The organism is Streptomyces sp. NPDC058685 (genome assembly GCF_042714725.1).
Classification (GTDB): domain Bacteria; phylum Actinomycetota; class Actinomycetes; order Streptomycetales; family Streptomycetaceae; genus Streptomyces.
Genome location: NZ_JBHXSL010000050.1, coordinates 1 through 18,283, shown reverse-complemented (window position 1 = coordinate 18,283; position 18,283 = coordinate 1). Strand labels below are relative to the sequence as shown.

Below are 18,283 nucleotides of genomic sequence, written 5' to 3'. Positions count from 1 at the left end.
CACCCATTCCACCGCCCGGGGAGGATCCTGTGTACCGGCCCGAAGACGAACCCGCCCCGACCGGGCAGCGCAGACACCTGCGCAACACCGTGATCACCATCGCCCTCGGACTGGTGATGTTCACCGTCGGCGCCGTCGGCCTCTCTCCCTCGACGACAGGCTCGCGTGATGCCACCGCCGCAGCTGCGGCTTCCGCCGACCCGGCCCGGGGCATCGAAGCGCTGCGTGAGCGAGTGAAGCGGCTGCCGAAGGACCACGTCAGCTGGGCGGACCTCGGCATGGCCCTGGTCCAGCAGGCCCGCACGACCGCCGACCAAACCGCCTACGCCCAGGCGGAGACGGCCCTGCGCCGTTCACTGGCCCTCGAGCGAAGCGACAACCTGCATGCCGAGATCGGCATGGGCGCGCTGGCCGCCGCCCGCCACGAATTCCGCGATGCCCTGGCCTGGGCGCGCAAAGCTGTCGCGACCAGCCCTTCGACGCCGGCCGCCTACGGCGTACTCGCTGACGCCTACACCCAGCTCGGCCGATACAAGGAGGCGGAGGCGGCGGTCCAGAAAATGGCCGACCTGCGCCCGGACAGCCCCGCCCTGGCCCGCGCCTCCTACGTCTTCGAACTGCGAGGCGACACCGTTCAGGCCACGGCGCTGATGGAACGCGCGCTGCGGGCGGCCGGAACACCCGGGGAGCGCGCCTTCGCCCACACGCACTTGTCCTCCCTCGCCCTCGACACCGGCGATGCGGCCACCGCCCTGCGCCAGGCGCAGGAGGGGCTGGTCCTCGCACCACACGATCCGGGCCTGCTGGAGGCCCGGGCCAAGGGCCACGCGGCCACACGTCACACGGCCCAGGCTGTCTCCGACTACACCGCAGCGGTCGCAGCAGCCCCGCTTGCGCCGTATGTCCTGGGGCTCGGTGAACTCCAGCAGTCCCTCGGCCACTCCGCAGAGGCAGACGCCCAGTACGCGGTCCTGCGCGCCCAGGAGATGATCCGCAGAGCCGGCCGCACCCCAGCAGATGTCGACGCGATCTACTTCGAAGCCGACCACGGCGACCCCCACGACGCCGTGACCATGGCGGAAGCCGCCGTGCGGGAGCGTCCGTTCATCGCCGTCCACGACGCCTACGCCTGGGCCCTGCACCGCGCCGGACGCGACGAAAAGGCCCTCGAACAGGCCGATATGGCTCTCGCGCTGGGCACCCGCAGCGCGCTCTTCCTGTACCACCGCGGCATCATCCATCAGGCCCTCGGTGACACCACGTCAGCCCGGCGCGACCTTGACCAGGCCCTGGCCACCGACCCGCACTTCCACCCCCTGCACGCCGCACAGGCGCGCAACACCCTCCGGCGAATCGACAACGCCTCGTGAACACTCCAAGCCGCCGACGCCTGGCGATCGCACCGCTCGTAGCCACCCTGCTCATCGCACCCCAAATCGCGGCAGCTCCGTCGGCCGCCGCGCACCCTCTGGGGAATTTCACCGTCAACTACTCCACCGCGCTGACGCTGCGCCCCACGAGGGTCGAGGCGGTGGTCGTGGTCGACCACGCCGAGATCGCAGCAGCCCAGCAGCGCCCGCTCATCGACCAGGACCACGACGGGACCGTCACCGCTCCCGAGCAAGCTGAGTACGCGCGCACAGCGTGCTCTACGCTCGGCCCGCAGCTGAGCGTTGACATCGACGGTGAGAAAGCCGACTGGAAGCAGGGCACCAGCAGCCTGAGTTTCCATCCCGGCGAAGCCGGCCTGAAGACCAGCAGGCTCACCTGCAGCTTGGTCAGTGCAGCGAGCCTGGCCGCGCCCTCCGACATCCGGGCCGTCACCCACTACGACCGCCGGCGTATCGGCTGGCACGAGATCACCGCCACCAGCATCGGTGTCACCCTCGCCCACTCCACCGTCCCCGCCGTCTCATCCACCGGCCAGCTACGCCACTACCCGCAAGATCCTCTCGTTGCCCCCCTCGACCAGCGAACGGCCGAACTGACAGCAATGCCCGGCGGAGGAACGGCCGCCCGGATCGTGCCCCCGGGCCTGCCGGGCGCCGGGCCCGTGACCACCGTGCTGAACAAGGACACGCTGGTCGGCAGCCGCGAACTGACCCTTCCCGTGGGCCTCCTCGCACTGCTCCTCGCGGTGATCCTCGGCGCCTCCCACGCGGCACTGCCCGGCCACGGAAAGACGATCATGGCCGCCTACCTGGCCGGCCGCCGCGGAACACCACGCGACGCCGTCACCGTCGGCGCCACCGTCACCGTCACCCACACCACGGGCGTTCTCATCCTGGGCCTCGCCCTCCCCGTCGCCACCCACCTCGCCGGGGAGACCGTCCTCGCCTGGCTTGGCCTGGCAAGCGGTCTCCTCGTCACCGCCATCGGCACCCGGCTCCTCTACTGCACCCTCCGCGGCCAAGCCCCGCACGTTCACAGCCACAGCCACGATCGTCATCACGACGACGGGCACGAGCACGATCACCACGACGGGCACGGGCACTCCCACAGCCATGAGCCGCTGCCCGGGCTACCCCGGTCACGCCGCGCACCGGAGGAAGCCACACCGGACGGCGGCACCACAGTCATGACCAAACCGCCGGCAGCACGCCCCCACCACCACCACCGCGCCGGCGAAACCGCTGCTCATACGCACACGACCGGCCGACACGGACGGTGGGCCCTGATCGGCATGGGTATCGCCGGCGGCCTCGTCCCCAGCCCGTCCGCACTGATCGTCCTCCTCGGCGCCGTCGCCCTCGGCCGGACCGCCTTCGGAATCCTCCTCGTCCTCGGCTACGGACTCGGCATGGCAGCCACCCTCACCCTCGCGGGTCTCCTCCTCGTGCGCGTCCAGGACCGCATCACCGCCCGCACCGCCCACCGCGCCTCAGCAAGACTCAAGACACTCGCGCGCATCGGCCCCGCCGCCACCGCAGCACTCGTCCTCCTCGTCGGCATCGGCCTTGCCGCACGCGCCGTCACCAGCCTGTGAACAGGCCGCAGCGCACCCACGGCACGACCCGCGCGAGCAGATGGCGTCCCCTGATCGACAGTACCGGGCTCAAGTCGGCTGACCGGTCGGGCACATGGGGCTCTCCGCTCGTCCCGTCCCGGTGGAGCCCCCCGCACCACCGGGCCAGCTGTCGCGTGTCCGGTGCCGCCTCCTGCGTCGTCCCGCGGCGAGGATGTAGCAGACTGCGGCCGAGAGGGCCCGCGGCCCGGCGCGGGGCGGCGGCAAATCATGATCCGAGCCGTAGCGTTGGCGACATGCGAGTACTCGTTACCGGAGGCGCGGGCTTCATCGGCACGCACATCGCCGCTTCCCTCACCGCGCGGGGCCACGATCCGGTCATCCTCGACGCCCTTCTCCCCTCGGCCCATGGCGTAGCCCCGCCGATGACTGCCGACGCCGAGTCGATCCGGGCTGATGTCCGGGATCGCGAAGACGTGACACGGGCACTGCGCGGCATCGACGCGGTCTGCCACCAGGCGGCGATGGTCGGCCTGGGCAAGGACTTCGCCGACGCACCCGAGTACATCTCCTGCAATGACCTGGGCACGGCGGTGCTGCTCGCGGCGATGGCGGAGGCCGGGGCCCGTGAGCTGGTGCTGGCCTCATCGATGGTCGTGTACGGGGAGGGCCGCTACGACTGCCCGATGCACGGCCAAGTCCGACCCGGCCCACGGCCAGTAACAGCGCTGGAGGCCTGCCGGTTCGAGCCCGAATGCCCCCTCTGCGGCCGGGAGCTGACACCCGGTCTGGTGGGCGAGGACTCCCCCGCCGATCCGCGCAACGTCTACGCGACGACCAAACTCGCTCAGGAGCATCTGTCGGCTGCGTGGGCGCGCGCGACGGGCGGCAGGGCTGTCGCACTGCGCTACCACAACGTGTACGGACCGGGGATGCCGCGCGACACCCCGTACGCAGGGGTGGCCTCCTTCTTCCGTTCGGCGTTGGAGCGCGGCGAGGCGCCCCGCGTCTTCGAGGACGGGCGCCAGCGGCGGGACTTCGTGCACGTACGCGATGTCGCGGACGCCAATGTGCTGGCGCTGGAGGCGGTGGGCAACCGGGAGCCGGGCGTGCTCACCGCGTACAACACGGGCAGCGGAACACCGCACACGGTGGGCGAGATGGCGGGTGCCTTGGCTGCCGCGTACGGGGGGCCGTCCCCGGTGGTGACCGGGGAGTTCCGGCTCGGCGACGTACGCCACATCACTGCCGACTCGTCCCGTCTGAAGGCCGAGCTGGGCTGGAAGCCAGTGGTCGGTTTCGCCGAGGGCATGGCGGAGTTCTCGACGGCCGGGCTGCGGGGTGCGCCCGCGTGAATGCCTCCGTGGATGTGGTCCTGCCGTGCCTGAACGAGGCACAGGCCCTTCCCTGGGTCCTGGCACGGATTCCGGCCGGGTGGCGGGCGATCGTGGTCGACAATGGCTCCTCGGACGGTTCCGCGGAGCTGGCGCGGTCGCTGGGCGCGACCGTGGTCGAGGAGCGGCGCCGTGGATTCGGCGCCGCCTGCCATGCCGGACTGCTGGCCGCCGGCGCGGAGTACGTCTGCTTCTGCGACTGCGACGCATCACTGGCCCCCGACCTCCTGCCCGAGTTCGTGCAGCGAGTCGCCGACGGGGAATCGGACCTGGTCCTGGGCCGGCGACGGCCCCAGGCGCACGGTGCCTGGCCCCTGCACGCCCGCGCCGGGAATCTAGCACTGGTGCGCATGCTGCGCCGCCGCACCGGACTGTCGCTCCGGGACCTCGGCCCGATGCGGGCAGCGCGCCGCAAGGACCTCCTGGGCCTCAACCTCACCGACCGGCGTAGCGGATACCCGCTGCAGATGGTCGTCCGCGCGGCCGACGCGGGCTGGCGGGTGACGGAGCTGGACGTGCCGTATCTGCCCCGGACGGGGAAGTCGAAGGTCACCGGGACCTGGCGGGGAACGTGGCAGGCGGTGCGCGACATGCGGGCGGTCCTTTCGGAACCGGCCGGGGAGAGGGCATGACCACGCTGCTCGTCATCGCGAAGGAGCCCGTGCCGGGGCGGGTCAAGACCCGGCTCACCCCCTGGTGGACAGCCGAGGAGGCCGCCCGCCTGGCCGAGGCGGCGCTATCCGACACCCTGGACGCGGTACGGGCCACTCCGGCAGCGCGGCGTGTCCTCGTCCTCGACGGAGCGCCCGGTGCCTGGTTGCCGACCGGTATCGACGTCGTGCCGCAGATCGGGGGCGGGTTGGACGAGCGGCTGGCCGCCGCCTTCGCGGCTTGTTCGGGACCGGCGCTGCTGATCGGTATGGACACCCCACAAGCGACTCCCGCGCTCCTGGCCCAAGGGCTGGAACTCGCCAGGGGCGGCGCCGTGATCGGGCCTGCCGAGGACGGTGGATTCTGGGCGCTCGGCCTGGCGGATCCCGATCCGGGCCTGCTGTTGGGCGTGCCGATGTCGGTGCCGGAGACCGGCGCCGTGCAGCGGCGGCTGGTCGATGCGGGGCTGACGGTGCGCGACCTTCCCCGGCTGCGGGACGTCGACACGGCCGGCGACGCGCGGGCGGTGGCGGCCGAAACGCCGGGCAGCCGCTTCGCCGCGGCAGTGGCGCGGCTTGCCGGTACAACAGCTCGATGACCACGACAGTCCCCACCAGAACGCCGCCCGTCACCGCGTGGCCGGCGGATCTGCCCTCCGGTGTTCTGTCCCGTACTGTGCCCCGGGATGGGGCCGCGCGGTGACGTCCATGCCGTCGCCTGCGGCCGGTGCCATTTCGCTTCCGTGGTGCGAGGATCCCTACGCCGTCGCGTTGCGCTCCGGATCCGGGCCGCTCTACCTGCGGCGGCCCGACGGGTCCCGGCTGCCGCTCGACATCGAACGCTGGTGCGCCCGGGCGGACGCCGCCGACCGGACCGTGCTGCGCCGCTGTATCGGCCCGGTGCTGGACATCGGCTGCGGACCCGGCCGGATAGTGGCCGAACTGGCCCGTGCAGGAAGTGCGGTGCTCGGCATCGACCCCTCCCCTGCCGCCGTCGTACGGACCCGCAGTCTGGGCGGTGCGGCGCTGCTGCGGTCGGTGTTCGATCCGCTCCCGGGCGAGGGGCTGTGGCGCAGCGCCCTGCTGATGGACGGCAACATCGGGCTGGGCGGCGACCCGGTCATGCTGCTCGCCCGTGTCCAGGAGCTGCTCGCGCCGGGCGGTGTGCTGGTCGCGGAGGCCGCATGCGCGGAGGTGGAGGAAGAGGTCGAGGTCTGTCTGGAGAACGGTGCCGGCGGGCGGAGCTCCCCGTTCCCCTGGGCCCGGCTCGGCCCGGCCGCGATGCGGCGCCGCGCCGAGCGTGCGGGCTGGACGGTGACCGGACAGTGGAAGGCCTCGGGCCGTCCGTTCCTGACCCTCACCTCACGCTGACATCCAAGCCCCCCCGCAGGTAATTGGCCGTCACCAGCCCGTGAACAGCAGGTGGTTGATCGCGAGGGCCACGAAGGCCTGCACGGCAAGCCACCAGCGATGACTGCGCCGGGCCAGCAACGCGGCCGTGGGCAGCAGCCACAGGGTGAACGGGAGCCAGATGCGTTCGGTCTCCGCCTTGCTCATGCCTGACAGGTCGGCGAGGAGGATCGCACACCCGGCACCTGCCACCAGCAGCACCAGTGCGGCCGTCCCGTGCGCCGGTGTCCTCCGCAGCCCGCGGGCGGCAGCCGGCAGGGCGACAGCGACTCTGCGCAGTCCCGCGGCCGTCGCCAGTCCAACCGTCAGCACGTTCGCGGCGAGGTTGCCCCAGACGAAGTAGCCGTACGGGCGGATCCCCGCCGCGCCCTGGTAGTAGCGCTCGACGAGCGTGACGTAGCCGTCGGGCCACCAGAATCCGGCCGTCGTGAAACCGGTGAACCACGGCAGCACGCCCAGCAGCACCCACGGCAGCGGACGCAACGTCCGGGTCGCCAGCAGCACCGCGGCCCCGATCAGCCCGACCAGCACCAGCCCGTAGGACAGGTAACAGAGCAGGCCGAACAGCAGGCCGGAACATACGGCCACTGGTCGTGGGTGCCGTGCCGTGCGGGTGGCGGCGAGGGCGAGCAGCGCGAGCGCCCAGGCCGCGACGGCGGTGAAGTAGCCGTCCGCGGAAACCGCGAGCCAGACCGCAGCGGGCGACAGGACGGCGAACGGAGCGACGCGGCGGGCCATCTTCTCGCCGCACAGCGCGCGCACGGTCACCAGCACCGCGACGGCGGCGGACGAGGCGGCCGTGATGGTGAAGGCGGCGGCCCAGGCACCGCCGGACAGGCCGACCCAGTCGAGCAGCACGTAGGTCAGCAGCGCGCCCGGCGGATGGCCCGCCACGTCAGGAACCCAGTTGTCGGGAGATCCCAGCAGGATGTGGTCGGTGAAGGTGGCGAGGAAGTGACCGACGTCGTCAACCCTGGGGACTTCCTGCAGGTACTCGTAACCGGTGGTCAGCCGGCGGGCCACACCCTCGTTCCAGCCGTCGACCAGGGCCAGGGACCAGCACCACGCCATCGACCCGCCCCACGCCGCCCACAGCAGTAGCCGCCACCGGGCCCGGAGAGCCGCGGTGGGCCCGTAGGCGACGACGAGCACCGCCACGGCCAGCGCAGCCGGTGTACCAGGGCCGGTGTGCGGACGCCACGTCGCGTACAGCGGCGGCCAGCCCAGGTGCAGGACGTCGTACGCGAATTGCAGATGGCGGCCGATCACCACGGACAGCGTGAAAAGCAGCACGGCGACCGCGACGGCAACAAGATCCATGAACAGACCATCCCCGGCGTGCTGGACGGCCGAAGGCTGGGACGCAGGGCGCGTTTCCCACGACTGCTGGGGCGGGTCACTCACCGGGCCACCGTAGCGACGAGCCCCCGGCCGCCCCGGCGCAGCGAGCGGATGTCACCAGGCCGTCAGATCTGCCGGCGAAAGCACCTCACCCAAACGGCCGCTCAGACGTCACAGACGTCACAGACGTCACAGACGTCACCGACTCGGCAGCGTCCTGCCGACCGATCACGGGGCGGCTGACATAGCGTCGGAGCCGGCCCCGTTGGTGGGCACCAGCCCCCAGGGTGAAAGGGAACCGCCACGCCATGCACGACAACGCCGCCGGGGGCGAAGAGGAAGAACCGAAGCCGCCGCACGAGCGGAACGGCGACAAGCCGGAACCTACCCCGGCGCCTCCCGGCACTGCGCGAAAGGGGGATCCGGCGGCACCCGCCACGCCACGAGCCGGCGACGACGCCGCGCCAGCGGAGGACGAGCACCACGCGCCGGACACCGGGCCGTCGGCCACACAGCCCGCACCCGCGGAGCCGCAGCCCTCGCAGCACCCGGACAATCCGCCACCGGACAGCGGGCCGAAGCCGGAACCCGCAACGAGACTACCAGCGCAGCAGACACAGATCCCGGGGCCGGGGCAGGAGCCGGGGTCCACGCGCGCACCCCGGACACGACCCGCGGCAGGAGCGACGGCACATACGCAGCGGCGCCGACGCCCCTCCCCCGCCGCGGCCTTGCGCGCCGCCCTGGCAGGACGGCCGCCGCCCGGACCGTCGCGCCCGGAGTTCTGGCGCAGCCCGCTGCGCGGACCGTGGCTGACCTCCGTCCTCGGGGTCGTCCTGCTCGTCGGACTCACCGTGGTGACCGGGACCGGGATGCTGTCGTACGCCGCCTACAACCCGGGGCTCGGTCCGCCGAACGATATGACCCCCGACAAGGGCCTGCTGGGCTTCTACCTGTTCCCCTGGCCCACTAGCCCGTACTGGCTCTACCGCCTCACGCAGGGCATGCATGTGACGGTCGGTCTGGTCCTGATCCCGGTGCTGCTCGCCAAGCTGTGGTCGGTGATTCCGCGGCTCTTCGCCTGGCCGCCCATCCGGTCCCTCGGCCACGCTCTCGAGCGGATCTCCCTGATCCTCCTGGTCGGTGGCGCACTGTTCGAGTTCGTCACCGGAGTGCTGAACATCCAGCTCGAGTACATCTTCCCCGGGTCCTTCTACCCGCTGCACTTCTACGGCGCCTGGATCTTCCTCGCCGCCCTTGTGGTGCACGTCGCTCTGCGGATGGGCAAGGTGCGAGCGGCCCTGCGCGGCCGGAGCCTGCGCGAGGAACTGCGCACGCCCACCCGGCGTACCAAACCGGAGTCGCCGGACGAAGATGGACTCGTCTCGCCGGCGCCCGCCGCGCCCACGATCTCCCGGCGCGGCGCACTGGGCATGGTGGGGCTGGGCTCCCTGGTGATGCTGGCGGTCACCGCCGGGCAGAGCATCGGAGGAGCCCTGCGCACAACGGCCCTGCTCGCACCACGCGGCCAGAACCCGGGCACGGGCCCGAACGGCTTCCAGATCAACAAGACCGCCGAGGCCCGCGGCATCCGGGAGAGCGATGTCGGGCCGCGCTGGCGACTGACCGTGCGGGGTGCCGGCCGGGAGATCGTCCTCGGCCGCGACCGGCTGCTCACCATGCCGCAGCACACAGCCCACCTGCCGATCGCCTGCGTCGAGGGATGGTCGACAACAGACCAGGAGTGGAGCGGGGTACGGCTGGCCGACCTGGCCGCACTCGCCGGGTACGACACCCAACCGCCCGGCGTCCTGGTGGAGTCGTTGCAGCGGAGCGGTTCGTTCAGGTCCGCCGCACTGCGCGACAACCAGGTCCGCGACCCGGACTCCCTGCTGGCCCTGCGCGTCAACGGCGCCGACCTGTCACTGGACCACGGCTACCCCGCGCGGGTGATCGTCCCGGCCAACCCCGGGGTGCACAACACCAAATGGGTCACGACCCTCACCTTCGGCAATCCCGCGGACACCACGTGAGGGGCCGCGCCGCAGCGGAACCGCTGCGTACCCTGCTGATGCTCGCGTCCTTCGCCGTCACCGCATACGCGGGCCTGCGTCTCCTGGACAATGGGCAGGTCCTCGAACTCGTCCTGTGGTTCGTAGGGGCGGCCCTGCTGCACGACCTGGTCCTGCTGCCGCTCTACAGCCTCGCCGACCGAGCCCTGACCGGCGCACTCCATCGCCGCGGAGCCTCGCCCACACCGGCGGTGAACTACGTACGCGTCCCGGTCTTCCTCTCCGGCATGCTCCTGCTGGTGTGGTTCCCACTGATCCTGCGCACCTCACAACGGTACGAGCCCTACACCACACTGCAGATCGAAGTGTTCCTCTGGCACTGGCTGCTGCTGACCGCCGCGTTCCTCACCGCCTCGGCCCTCACACTCGTGCTACGGACGCTCCCCGCCCACCGCACCAGGCGACGAACAGACCCACCCGGACTCTGAGGAGCCGCGTCAGATCTCACCATTCTTCTGCCGCCTCCTGCATTCCCCGGAGGACTGGACGTCTTCGGCGGTCCGACGCCGCAGAAGAGCCGCCGCTTCCCGCAACACGACGCTCGCCCTGCCTCCATGGTCCTTCGGCCCTACCACCGCCGCCCGCGCCCGTAGGAGTCGAGCGCGCCTGCTCGCCACCTCCGCTGAGACCGAACAGCAATACACGAGTCCGGCCCGCAGAGCGGGGAGCGCTTGCGGGCCGGACCGTGAGCATCCTGCCACACGTAGTAATGTTCCATCCGATAGGCCGCGACTTGACCGCGACATTCTCCCCGCGCCCCGCAACGCGGAATGCCCCATGAACCGGCTCCACCCACAGTGACAGGGCCTGCTGGACAGCAGGGTTTGCGCAGGACCTCGGGCCCGCCCACCAGGCCTGGGCCGGCTTCGGAGCGGCCCAAACTCTCACCGAGTCCGGTGACCAGCATGGACCCGCTTTGCCCTAGCCCAGGATGTCAAGCGTCGTTTGGTACAGCCGGTCCACCTTCAACCGGATGACCACCCGGCGCTCGGCAACCATCTGCTTCAGGAAGGCAGTAGCGTCCTCGGGCCTCGCGGCCTTCGAGACGATACCGAGCATCTCCCGCCCCGCTGCGTCACCAGGCACCGTCGTGATCTCGGAGGCCTCTGCCTCGCCTTCGGCGACCACGAACGAGCACACATCGCCGCCTTGCACGTGCAGCGCCGCACGCGGGTTGCGCCCCAGGGACAGAATCTTGATCCGGTCGGCTTTCGTCGAGAACCGCACCAAGCAGGCTTCGGCGTCCCACGTGTACAGCACGGTGGTCAGGTGGGGATGGCCATTGCGCTTGACGGTGGCGAACGTGCCGAACTGCTGATCGCCAAGCAGGCTGGATAGGGCGCTGTCGGACAGTGGGGGAATGACCGGTCCTTGAGTCATTGCGTGATCAACATCTTCCGCTGCCAGCACTTGATAGACGTCATCAGCCCAACGCCCGAAAAGGGCCCCGGGCGCAGTTCGGGCCGACGCGTCCTCGCGCGCCGTGGTTGAAAGGGGTTCGGGGCTGCACCCGCCGAAGCGGGTGTAGCCCTGAAGAATCAACTGGTTGCCGCATGCAGGCGGTCAGATCAGTCGACGTGGGCCATGCTGTGCGCCATGCCCTTACCGTGCGCAGCGCCGGAGTCGCCGCCGCGGGCTCCGTGACCACCATCGGTCAGCGACGTGTTCCAAGCGTCACCCGTGTCGCCGGTGCTGCCGGTCATGCCCGAGTCACCGGAGCCGGCCCAGGCGCTGTTCTTCTTGTTGTCGTGGTGCTTCCAGCCGTGGTGGCCGCCCCAGCCATTGCTGCCGAGGATGGCGATGGTGCCGGCCTGGTTACGACCGGTCGAACCGGAGTCACCGGAGTCGCCGCTGTTGCCGGACTGGGCCTGGTTGTCGCTGGTGGCGCTGCCGCCGTCACCGCCACGGCCGGTGTCACCCGAGACCGCACCGGTGCGGTTGTCGGCCTGCGACGACGCGTCACTGTTGCCGCTGTTGTGGTGGCGAGTCCAGCCCCAGTGATACGACTCCTTCTGGTGCTGCTTGGCATCGGCCTTGCTGTGCGCCGCGCCGGTGGCATGCGCCGGGCCGGAGTCACCGCCGCGGGCACCGTTGCCGCCGGTGGTCCAGGACTTGTTCCACGCGTCACCCGTCGTACCGGTGTCGCCGGAGTTCCCGGAGTCGCCGGAGGTGGCGGACGCCTTCGACCCGCCGCTCATCCAGCGGTGGCCCCAGTCCGAGGCACCCCAGCCGTGACCGCCGCCACGGTGGTCACGGCGCTGCTCGTTGTCACCGAGGATGATGATGTTCCCTGCCTGGTTACCGCCGGTCGAACCCGAGTCACTGCTGTTGCCGCTGTTCCCCGACTGGGCAGTGTTCGAGCTGCTCGCGTTGCCGCCGTCACCGCCGCGGCCGGTGTCACCCGAGATCGCGCCGGTACGGTTGTCGGCCTGCGTAGAAGCGTCACTGCCGCGGCTGCTGCCGTGGCCCCATGCGCTGCTGCAGGCGGGCAGGATCCGGTACTGACCGTGCTGGCCCCAGCTGCGCTGCTCCGACCACGCGGCAGCGTTGGCCATGCCGATGGCGTGGGCCGGGCCGGAGTCACCGCCGCGGGCGGCGTTGCCGCCGGACGTCCAGGATTCGTTCGTGGCGTTGCCAGAGTTGCCGGTGTCGCCGGTGTCCCACGAGTCGCCGGATGTGGCCGTGGCCTCGCAGCGGGCCAGGATGCAGATGTTCCCGGCCTGGTTGCCGCCGGTCGAACCCGAGTTGCCGGAGTTGCCGGTGTCCCCCGACTGCGCCTGGTTGCTGCTGTTCGCGTTGCCGCCGTCACCCCCGCGACCGGTGTCACCCGAGGCGGAACCGGTCTGGTTGGAGGAGGAAGAGCTGCTGTCAGCGCTGCCCTTGCCGCTGCTGTGGTGGCCCGAGCTGCTCTGCTTGGCGTTCGAGGTGGCGTGGCTGGAGCCGTGCGCCTTCGCCGGACCCGAGTCCCCGCCGCGGCCGGCGTCGCCACCGTACGTGTGCGACGAGTTGGATGCGTTCCCGGAGTCGCCCGTCTTCCCGGTGTTCCCGGAGTCTGCGGAGGAGGCGTGGGCGGTGCAGTCCGCGAGGATGCAGATGTTCCCTGCTTTGTTCCCGCCGGTCGACCCGGAGTTGCCGGAGTAGCCGGTGTTCCCCGACTGCGCCTTGTTCGAGCTGGAGGCGTTGCCGCCGTCATCGCCGCGGCCGGTGTCACCGGAGGCGGCGCCGGTCTTGTTCGACGAGCTGGCGTCGGCCGCCGGACCAAACGGGCTCTTGCTCTGCTGCTGCCCGCCGCCCAGGAGACCGTCGACGACACTGGTGACGCCGCCGCGCTCGTGCTGCGCCGGCTGCTCCGACGCCTGAGCCGCGACCTGGCCCAGGAGGAATATGCCGCCGGATGTCGCTGCGACCACCAGGCCGCGCTTGAGGTTCACGTTCATGAGAATGTGCGTCCCTTTCGAGAAGCCCAGCCATCCCATCGGCTGCCGAGATCCCTCGGCAGGAGCAGGGTGCTGGACCGGATGTGGCACACGCTGTGTGTGCCGTGGTCCGTCGCTACTCGAAGAACGTCATCCAGGAATCCGCGGACCGCGGGCGTCGAACAACAGCCCGGACGCGGTCATATCCCATGCGGTCGATGCCAGCCAGCTCCGACCGCACGACTGATGCACACCAGGCTCAGCGGTCCACAGCAGCGGACCGGAGAAGCTTCCGCTGCTGGACGGAACGCTGCTACCGGCAGTTCCGGCGGGGGTGTTCACCCCGCCCGGCAGACCTTGCGGCATCGTCCACCAGTCGGCATCCGACTTCAGACCCTGGCCGTCGGCCGAACCCGAAGCGTGCCCGGCCGGGTTGCCATGCCACGTCGGCTCAGAATCCCAGCCGTGTGCCACGGCGGCCGCGGTCGGGACGGTGATGGCGTCTGCTGTGTCTGCACCCCTCGAGGGAGAAGGTACAGGTACAGCAGGCGGCACCACCGGCGACGACGACGGCGGTATCGGGAACACGTCGGCGGGGCCCGGGGACGGGGAGATGCCGACCGGAGCGGTCACATCATCCAGGCCCGTACTGCCGGTCACCGGCTCCAGCACCGGGTCGAGCGGCTCGGTGACCGGACGCAGCACCGGCCCGGTGATCGGGGCCGGCGTGCCAGTGACGGGAGCGATCAGATCGGCGACCGGCTCGGTCACCGGAGCCAGCGTCCGTGTCACGGGCGCCAAGGTCTGTGTGACCGGAGCCAGCACACGACCCGCCGGCGCCAGCACGGGAGACGTCAGCTCCCCCACCGAACGCCCAATCCCACCCAGGACACCCGACGTGGGGCGGCGGGCAGGCTTGTGCGCAGCCGTCTCACCCTCCGCACCGAGAAGGGATGGGAGCCCGGCACTACCAGACTTCTCGGGCTTCTTCGCGCCGGCAGGTGACTGTTCGGCCGACACCGTAGGTGTCATCTTGCTGCCGGCTGAATCGCCTGCCGCCACACGCAGAGCGGACGACGCAGGGGCGCCGTCTCGTCCCTGGCTGCTCAACAGGTTCTTGTTCTTCGGCGGCTTGTCCGCGTGCACAGGCGATCCGACGCTCCACGTAACACCGGAGATAAGGCCGTCGGACTGCCGCTCACTGCCATGAGCGGAATCAGCGGCGCTCACCGATGATGCAGCGGCAGGAGCGTGATGGTCGTCGGCCGAGACGGTGGAAGCGGCGATCAGACCGGCGCCGAAGAAGGCCCCGGCGGTACCCGTGACAGTCAGGGCCCGGCGCAGCAGACGTGCACGGGGCGAGACGTCGCGCGTCTCGTCACTCGTGCGTCCCGCTATCCGTCCCCGCACCCTCAAGCCTCCCGAACCACATCACAGTTGTCGCCCCGTCACCTGTGGTTCGCCGCGGGCCCCCGGTACGGATTGGTCAGATCAACAGATTGATGGAGAAGCAGCCGACCTCCGGTCGAACAGCGCAGGTCGGGGACTTTCTCACCCCACCCGAACAGGTCCCCGACCCGAACCGCAGAGCCGCTCCTGCCATCAACACGGCTCGCAGTACCCGGCTTCGGGGCCCACGCGCACGATCCACAGAAACAGGAAGAGCCAGGGGGATACGCCCACCGCGTAGTGGCCGGAGCCGGACATACCGTCCGCTCCCTCGACATTGGTGAACTTCGGGGTCCACCAGGTCAATCAGGAGCCGCAACAGGGAGCCAGGGAGGCATTCGACGCGGTAGCGGAGGGGCGTGGCTGGAGGACAGCATCACTTGCGGTTCAGGCGTAGTCTGCTGCTCGTGGCCTACGACGACGTGCTGGCAGAACGGGTGCGCGAGCAGCTGGGGGACGAGACGGCCGTCACCGAGAAGCCGATGTTTGGCGGGCTGTCGTTCCTCGATCACGGGAATCTCGTGATCGCAGTGAGCGGCGACGACCTGCTGGTACGCGTCGGCCCCGATGGCATGCGGGAAGCGTTCGCGCGTCCGGGAGCGCACAGCGCGGTCATGGGCACGCGGACAATGCGCGGTTGGGTACGGGCCGCCGGGGACACTCTTACGGACGCAGCACTGGAGCACTGGGTCAGCACAGCCCTGATGTTCACGCGCACCCTGCCCGCCAAGTGAGGAGCAGACGGCCAGCTACCTCATCTATGACGCGCTGGTTGCCTGATCGGCTATCTGACGTGGGCGACGCGTGGTGTTCACGTCATAGCGACGTTCGATTGGTGTCAGCTCAACTGCCATCAGCGTCAGCGCGGCCCGGGGCTGCCGCCACTCGCCCACCGGGCGGAATCTTCGAGCCGGCTCTCAGCGGATCCCGGCGCGGCCGCACCGACCCTGAGCGTCTCTCGGTAGGCCTGCTCACACCGCCCTCCCGGTACGGGCCGGTTGCCGCCACACCCGCCCGCGCCGGTATCGGTGGGTTCATCGCATAAAAGGTACGCCCACTGCGGCGGCTTCGCCGCAATCGTGCCGTGTCCGGCCCTCACCTCGAACAGGCTGCGGCAGTCGCATCATGGAGGGTGGGAAATACACGGAACACCGCAGCCGTTCCCGTCGTCTCCAGATGCGACCAGGTCTCACGGCTCAAGGGGCCGGCGGAAGAAGGCCCGATAGTCAGCCACCTTTGCGCCACCACCACGGCCGACTCGGAATGGTTGTCGACCTCAACGAAGTGCACCAGCAGCCCGTCCTCCGGCGCGGTCAGTACCGCATCAGGGCCGCAGCGGGCCCTTCGCCGCAGTGGTGAACGTGCCGCGGACCGGCAAGGCCACCGCGGTGGTCGACACCGCCGGAAGCGCGGAAACCGGCGCTGACCTGCATAGCAGCCCGGCGCTCCCCGATGATCACAGTAGGGGAGACTGTAGGTGAATGTGTAGGCCGATCTGTAGGAGCCGGCACAAGGAACAGAAGGCCAGCATGGCGCTCTGCCCAAGCCGGGTGGACAACCTCCGCAACGTGCGCGTCCTCGTACCGCCGCAGACACTCCGTGTCGCTCAAGCCACGCCCCACCGGCGGCCGCCGCGCCACTCCACCCAAGCCGGATCATCGATGATCCGCTCCGCATCCAGCCACCCAGCGGCGTCGAGGAACACCATCAGGTCGTCATCGCAGTACGCAACGCCGAGGACCTCGTCACGGCCATGCCTGCGCACAGTCACCCGCCGCCCCCCGCCGACCGAAGGCCGGTGAACCACAACCAGCACGTCCATCCATCCAGTGTGCTGCAGCCGGTCACAGCACGCCGAGAACGGTGCCGGGGTGGCACAGCGAGCAGGGTTCGACACCGAGGGCGGCGCGCTGCTCTTCGGTAACCGTCCAGCGTTCTGCGGGAGCCGCGGCTCCTGGACGCGCAGCCCGAAGCGGATCCGGTATCGCGACTCCGTGGACACCATCGTCGGTGCGGTCGCCTGCCAGATGAGAGAAGGCCCCGCACACGCTGCCCGCCCGACGAAACGAGGGGACCTCGGGCCAGGCGGCGCTGCAGGGCCTCCCCTTCGACGCGGCGGTGCTGCGGAACACCACGCGTCACGTGGACAACGACCAACAGGCGGACAGGTCACCGCGCACGCGACAGCGCCAGACCCGCGCCAGCTCACCCGGCCGCCCGATCTGCCACCCTCGCCGCAAGCGGATCGGGCGGTGAACATGCGGGTGGCGGACACCTGCGCTCTGTGGTGCCCGCCACCGTGATGCCGCTGTGTCAGCAGTAGATACTCAGGAAGATCCCCAGGCCGTCATAGCCGCCGTCGTAGCCCTTGCCGCCGAAGTAGTAGTACTTCTCGCCGTAGCAGTCGCCGTACTCGTCGTACGTGTCGCCGTACTCGTCCTCACGATCGTCGTACTTGCCATCGTCGTCGACGTGACGCTCAGAAGCGACGGCGCTCGAAGCCGAGATGGGAGCTGCGGACGCCGTGGTCACCGTAGTGACCATCGCAGCAGCGGTGAGAGTGACCGCGGCAAGGACGCGGGCTATGCCAGTCATGGTGAAACCCTTTCATGGGTGGAGTTGACGAACGCCTGCGACGCTAGGCAACCGCCCCGCCCCATGCACCCCCGTCGGAGCCGTCAGTGTGACGACACCCCGTAACGAAACCCGAGGCGAGAGTGCAGCCAGCGGAGTGACGCGAAAGGTGGGGCGGGGTCCGAGCCATCGTCGGTGGGCAGGGCTCAGACCCCGTGACGCCCGCCATGCGTAGCCGATCCAGAAGGGGCACCGACGTCCTAACGACCGGCCACGGCCACGGCCACGGACACTTCCCCGAGACGGTGCACGCCCGCTCCCAGAGACATCCGCACGCCCTCGAAGCGGAAGACCCTGAACGGCCGATCGCATCGGCACTCCAATGCTCCACCCTGTCCACGCACGTACCAACCCCAGTGGCGAAGAATCGGAAACGTGCTGACGGTTAGTCACGTTGCTGCTGCGGACCAACAAGCCGACGACGTGTCAGCTGACGCAGCCGCAGCGGAAGGACACTCTCCATGCGCTCTGTTCGCCTTCTCCTTGCCTCCGCGACTGCCGTCGCCGCTCTCGCGATCACGCCCGCCGCCTACGCCGTCGCGACCGGCGACTGGGACAAGGACGACTCCAGCTCCTCCTCCAGCCAGCACGACGAGTCCGGAAAGCACGACGAGAACAAGAAGGACGACGAGTACAAGCACGAGGAGAAGAAGGACGAAGACAAGAAGGACGACTGGAGCAAGGACGAGGACAAGGGCGACAAGGACTACGGCAAGCACGACGAGCACGACAAGCCCAAGGGCGGCATGCACACCGGCGGCGGCGCCCTCGCCAGCGTCATCGCCGATGACGAGTACAAGGACAAGGACCAGAACAAGGACGACGAAGGCAAGAAGGACGACGAGTACAAGCACGACGAGAAGAAGGACGAAGACAAGAAGGACGACTGGAGCAAGGACGAGGACAAGGGCGACAAGGACTACGGCAAGCACGACGAGCACGACAAGCCCAA

Annotated in this window: 15 protein-coding genes and 1 pseudogene; 10 read left to right on the top strand and 6 right to left on the bottom strand. The window is 70.0% G+C overall.

Annotated elements, in window-relative coordinates:
* Positions 1–29: 29 nt before the first annotated feature.
* From ACFWU3_RS29525 to ACFWU3_RS29500, 6 genes are all read left to right on the top strand, one after another.
* Positions 30–1,370, top strand: coding sequence for a tetratricopeptide repeat protein (locus tag ACFWU3_RS29525; protein ID WP_384443781.1), 1,341 nt, complete (start codon positions 30–32; stop codon positions 1,368–1,370).
* Positions 1,367–2,986, top strand: coding sequence for a nickel transporter (locus tag ACFWU3_RS29520; protein WP_384443779.1), 1,620 nt, complete (start codon positions 1,367–1,369; stop codon positions 2,984–2,986). The genes ACFWU3_RS29525 and ACFWU3_RS29520 overlap by 4 nt, the downstream gene beginning before the upstream one ends.
* Positions 2,987–3,261: 275 nt before the next feature.
* A complete protein-coding gene (locus ACFWU3_RS29515) occupies positions 3,262–4,320 on the top strand; it encodes an NAD-dependent epimerase/dehydratase family protein (RefSeq protein ID WP_384443777.1) in 1,059 nt (352 codons plus the stop codon).
* The gene (locus ACFWU3_RS29510; protein WP_384443775.1) at positions 4,317–4,991 is read left to right on the top strand and encodes a glycosyltransferase family 2 protein; all 675 of its coding nucleotides are present in this window, start codon (positions 4,317–4,319) and stop codon (positions 4,989–4,991) included. The genes ACFWU3_RS29515 and ACFWU3_RS29510 overlap by 4 nt, the downstream gene beginning before the upstream one ends.
* Positions 4,988–5,608, top strand: a complete 621-nt coding sequence (locus ACFWU3_RS29505; protein ID WP_384443773.1) for a DUF2064 domain-containing protein — start codon at positions 4,988–4,990, stop codon at positions 5,606–5,608. The genes ACFWU3_RS29510 and ACFWU3_RS29505 overlap by 4 nt, the downstream gene beginning before the upstream one ends.
* A gap of 109 nt (positions 5,609–5,717) precedes the next feature.
* Positions 5,718–6,380 (top strand): class I SAM-dependent methyltransferase, encoded by a 663-nt coding sequence (locus ACFWU3_RS29500; RefSeq protein ID WP_384443771.1) that lies wholly within the window; start codon positions 5,718–5,720, stop codon positions 6,378–6,380.
* Positions 6,381–6,410: 30 nt separating this feature from the next.
* Here ACFWU3_RS29500 and ACFWU3_RS29495 read toward each other — a convergent pair whose 3' ends face one another.
* A complete protein-coding gene (locus ACFWU3_RS29495; protein ID WP_384443769.1) occupies positions 6,411–7,739 on the bottom strand; it encodes a hypothetical protein in 1,329 nt (442 codons plus the stop codon).
* 752 nt (positions 7,740–8,491) lie between these two features.
* On the opposite strand from ACFWU3_RS29495, the gene ACFWU3_RS29490 reads away from it, so the two are divergent.
* Both ACFWU3_RS29490 and ACFWU3_RS29485 read left to right on the top strand, forming a co-directional pair.
* Positions 8,492–9,793 carry a molybdopterin-dependent oxidoreductase gene (locus tag ACFWU3_RS29490; RefSeq protein ID WP_384443767.1) on the top strand — a complete coding sequence of 434 codons (1,302 nt, stop codon included), beginning with the start codon at positions 8,492–8,494 and terminating at the stop codon, positions 9,791–9,793.
* Complete coding sequence (locus ACFWU3_RS29485; protein WP_384443765.1) at positions 9,790–10,260, top strand: hypothetical protein; 471 nt, start codon at positions 9,790–9,792, stop codon at positions 10,258–10,260. The genes ACFWU3_RS29490 and ACFWU3_RS29485 overlap by 4 nt, the downstream gene beginning before the upstream one ends.
* A gap of 493 nt (positions 10,261–10,753) precedes the next feature.
* Here ACFWU3_RS29485 and ACFWU3_RS29480 read toward each other — a convergent pair whose 3' ends face one another.
* The 3 genes from ACFWU3_RS29480 to ACFWU3_RS29470 form a co-directional block, all read right to left on the bottom strand.
* Positions 10,754–11,212 carry a pyridoxamine 5'-phosphate oxidase family protein gene (locus ACFWU3_RS29480; protein WP_384443854.1) on the bottom strand — a complete coding sequence of 153 codons (459 nt, stop codon included), beginning with the start codon at positions 11,210–11,212 and terminating at the stop codon, positions 10,754–10,756.
* Between the two features lie 188 nt (positions 11,213–11,400).
* The gene (locus ACFWU3_RS29475; protein WP_384443763.1) at positions 11,401–13,269 is read right to left on the bottom strand and encodes a hypothetical protein; all 1,869 of its coding nucleotides are present in this window, start codon (positions 13,267–13,269) and stop codon (positions 11,401–11,403) included.
* 129 nt (positions 13,270–13,398) lie between these two features.
* A complete protein-coding gene (locus ACFWU3_RS29470) occupies positions 13,399–14,019 on the bottom strand; it encodes a hypothetical protein (protein WP_384443761.1) in 621 nt (206 codons plus the stop codon).
* 1,085 nt (positions 14,020–15,104) lie between these two features.
* Between ACFWU3_RS29470 and ACFWU3_RS29465 the strand changes: the two genes are divergently transcribed.
* Entirely contained in the window at positions 15,105–15,431 is a 327-nt protein-coding gene (locus ACFWU3_RS29465) for a TfoX/Sxy family protein (protein WP_384443759.1), read from the top strand.
* A gap of 872 nt (positions 15,432–16,303) precedes the next feature.
* On the opposite strand, the gene ACFWU3_RS29460 is transcribed toward ACFWU3_RS29465, so the two are convergent.
* Complete coding sequence (locus ACFWU3_RS29460; RefSeq protein WP_384443757.1) at positions 16,304–16,519, bottom strand: hypothetical protein; 216 nt, start codon at positions 16,517–16,519, stop codon at positions 16,304–16,306.
* Positions 16,520–17,010: 491 nt separating this feature from the next.
* A complete protein-coding gene (locus tag ACFWU3_RS29455) occupies positions 17,011–17,292 on the bottom strand; it encodes a hypothetical protein (protein WP_384443755.1) in 282 nt (93 codons plus the stop codon).
* A 500-nt stretch (positions 17,293–17,792) separates the two neighbouring features.
* Here ACFWU3_RS29455 and ACFWU3_RS29450 point away from each other — a divergent pair.
* Positions 17,793–18,283 (top strand): annotated as a pseudogene (locus ACFWU3_RS29450) (hypothetical protein); the annotation flags it as partial.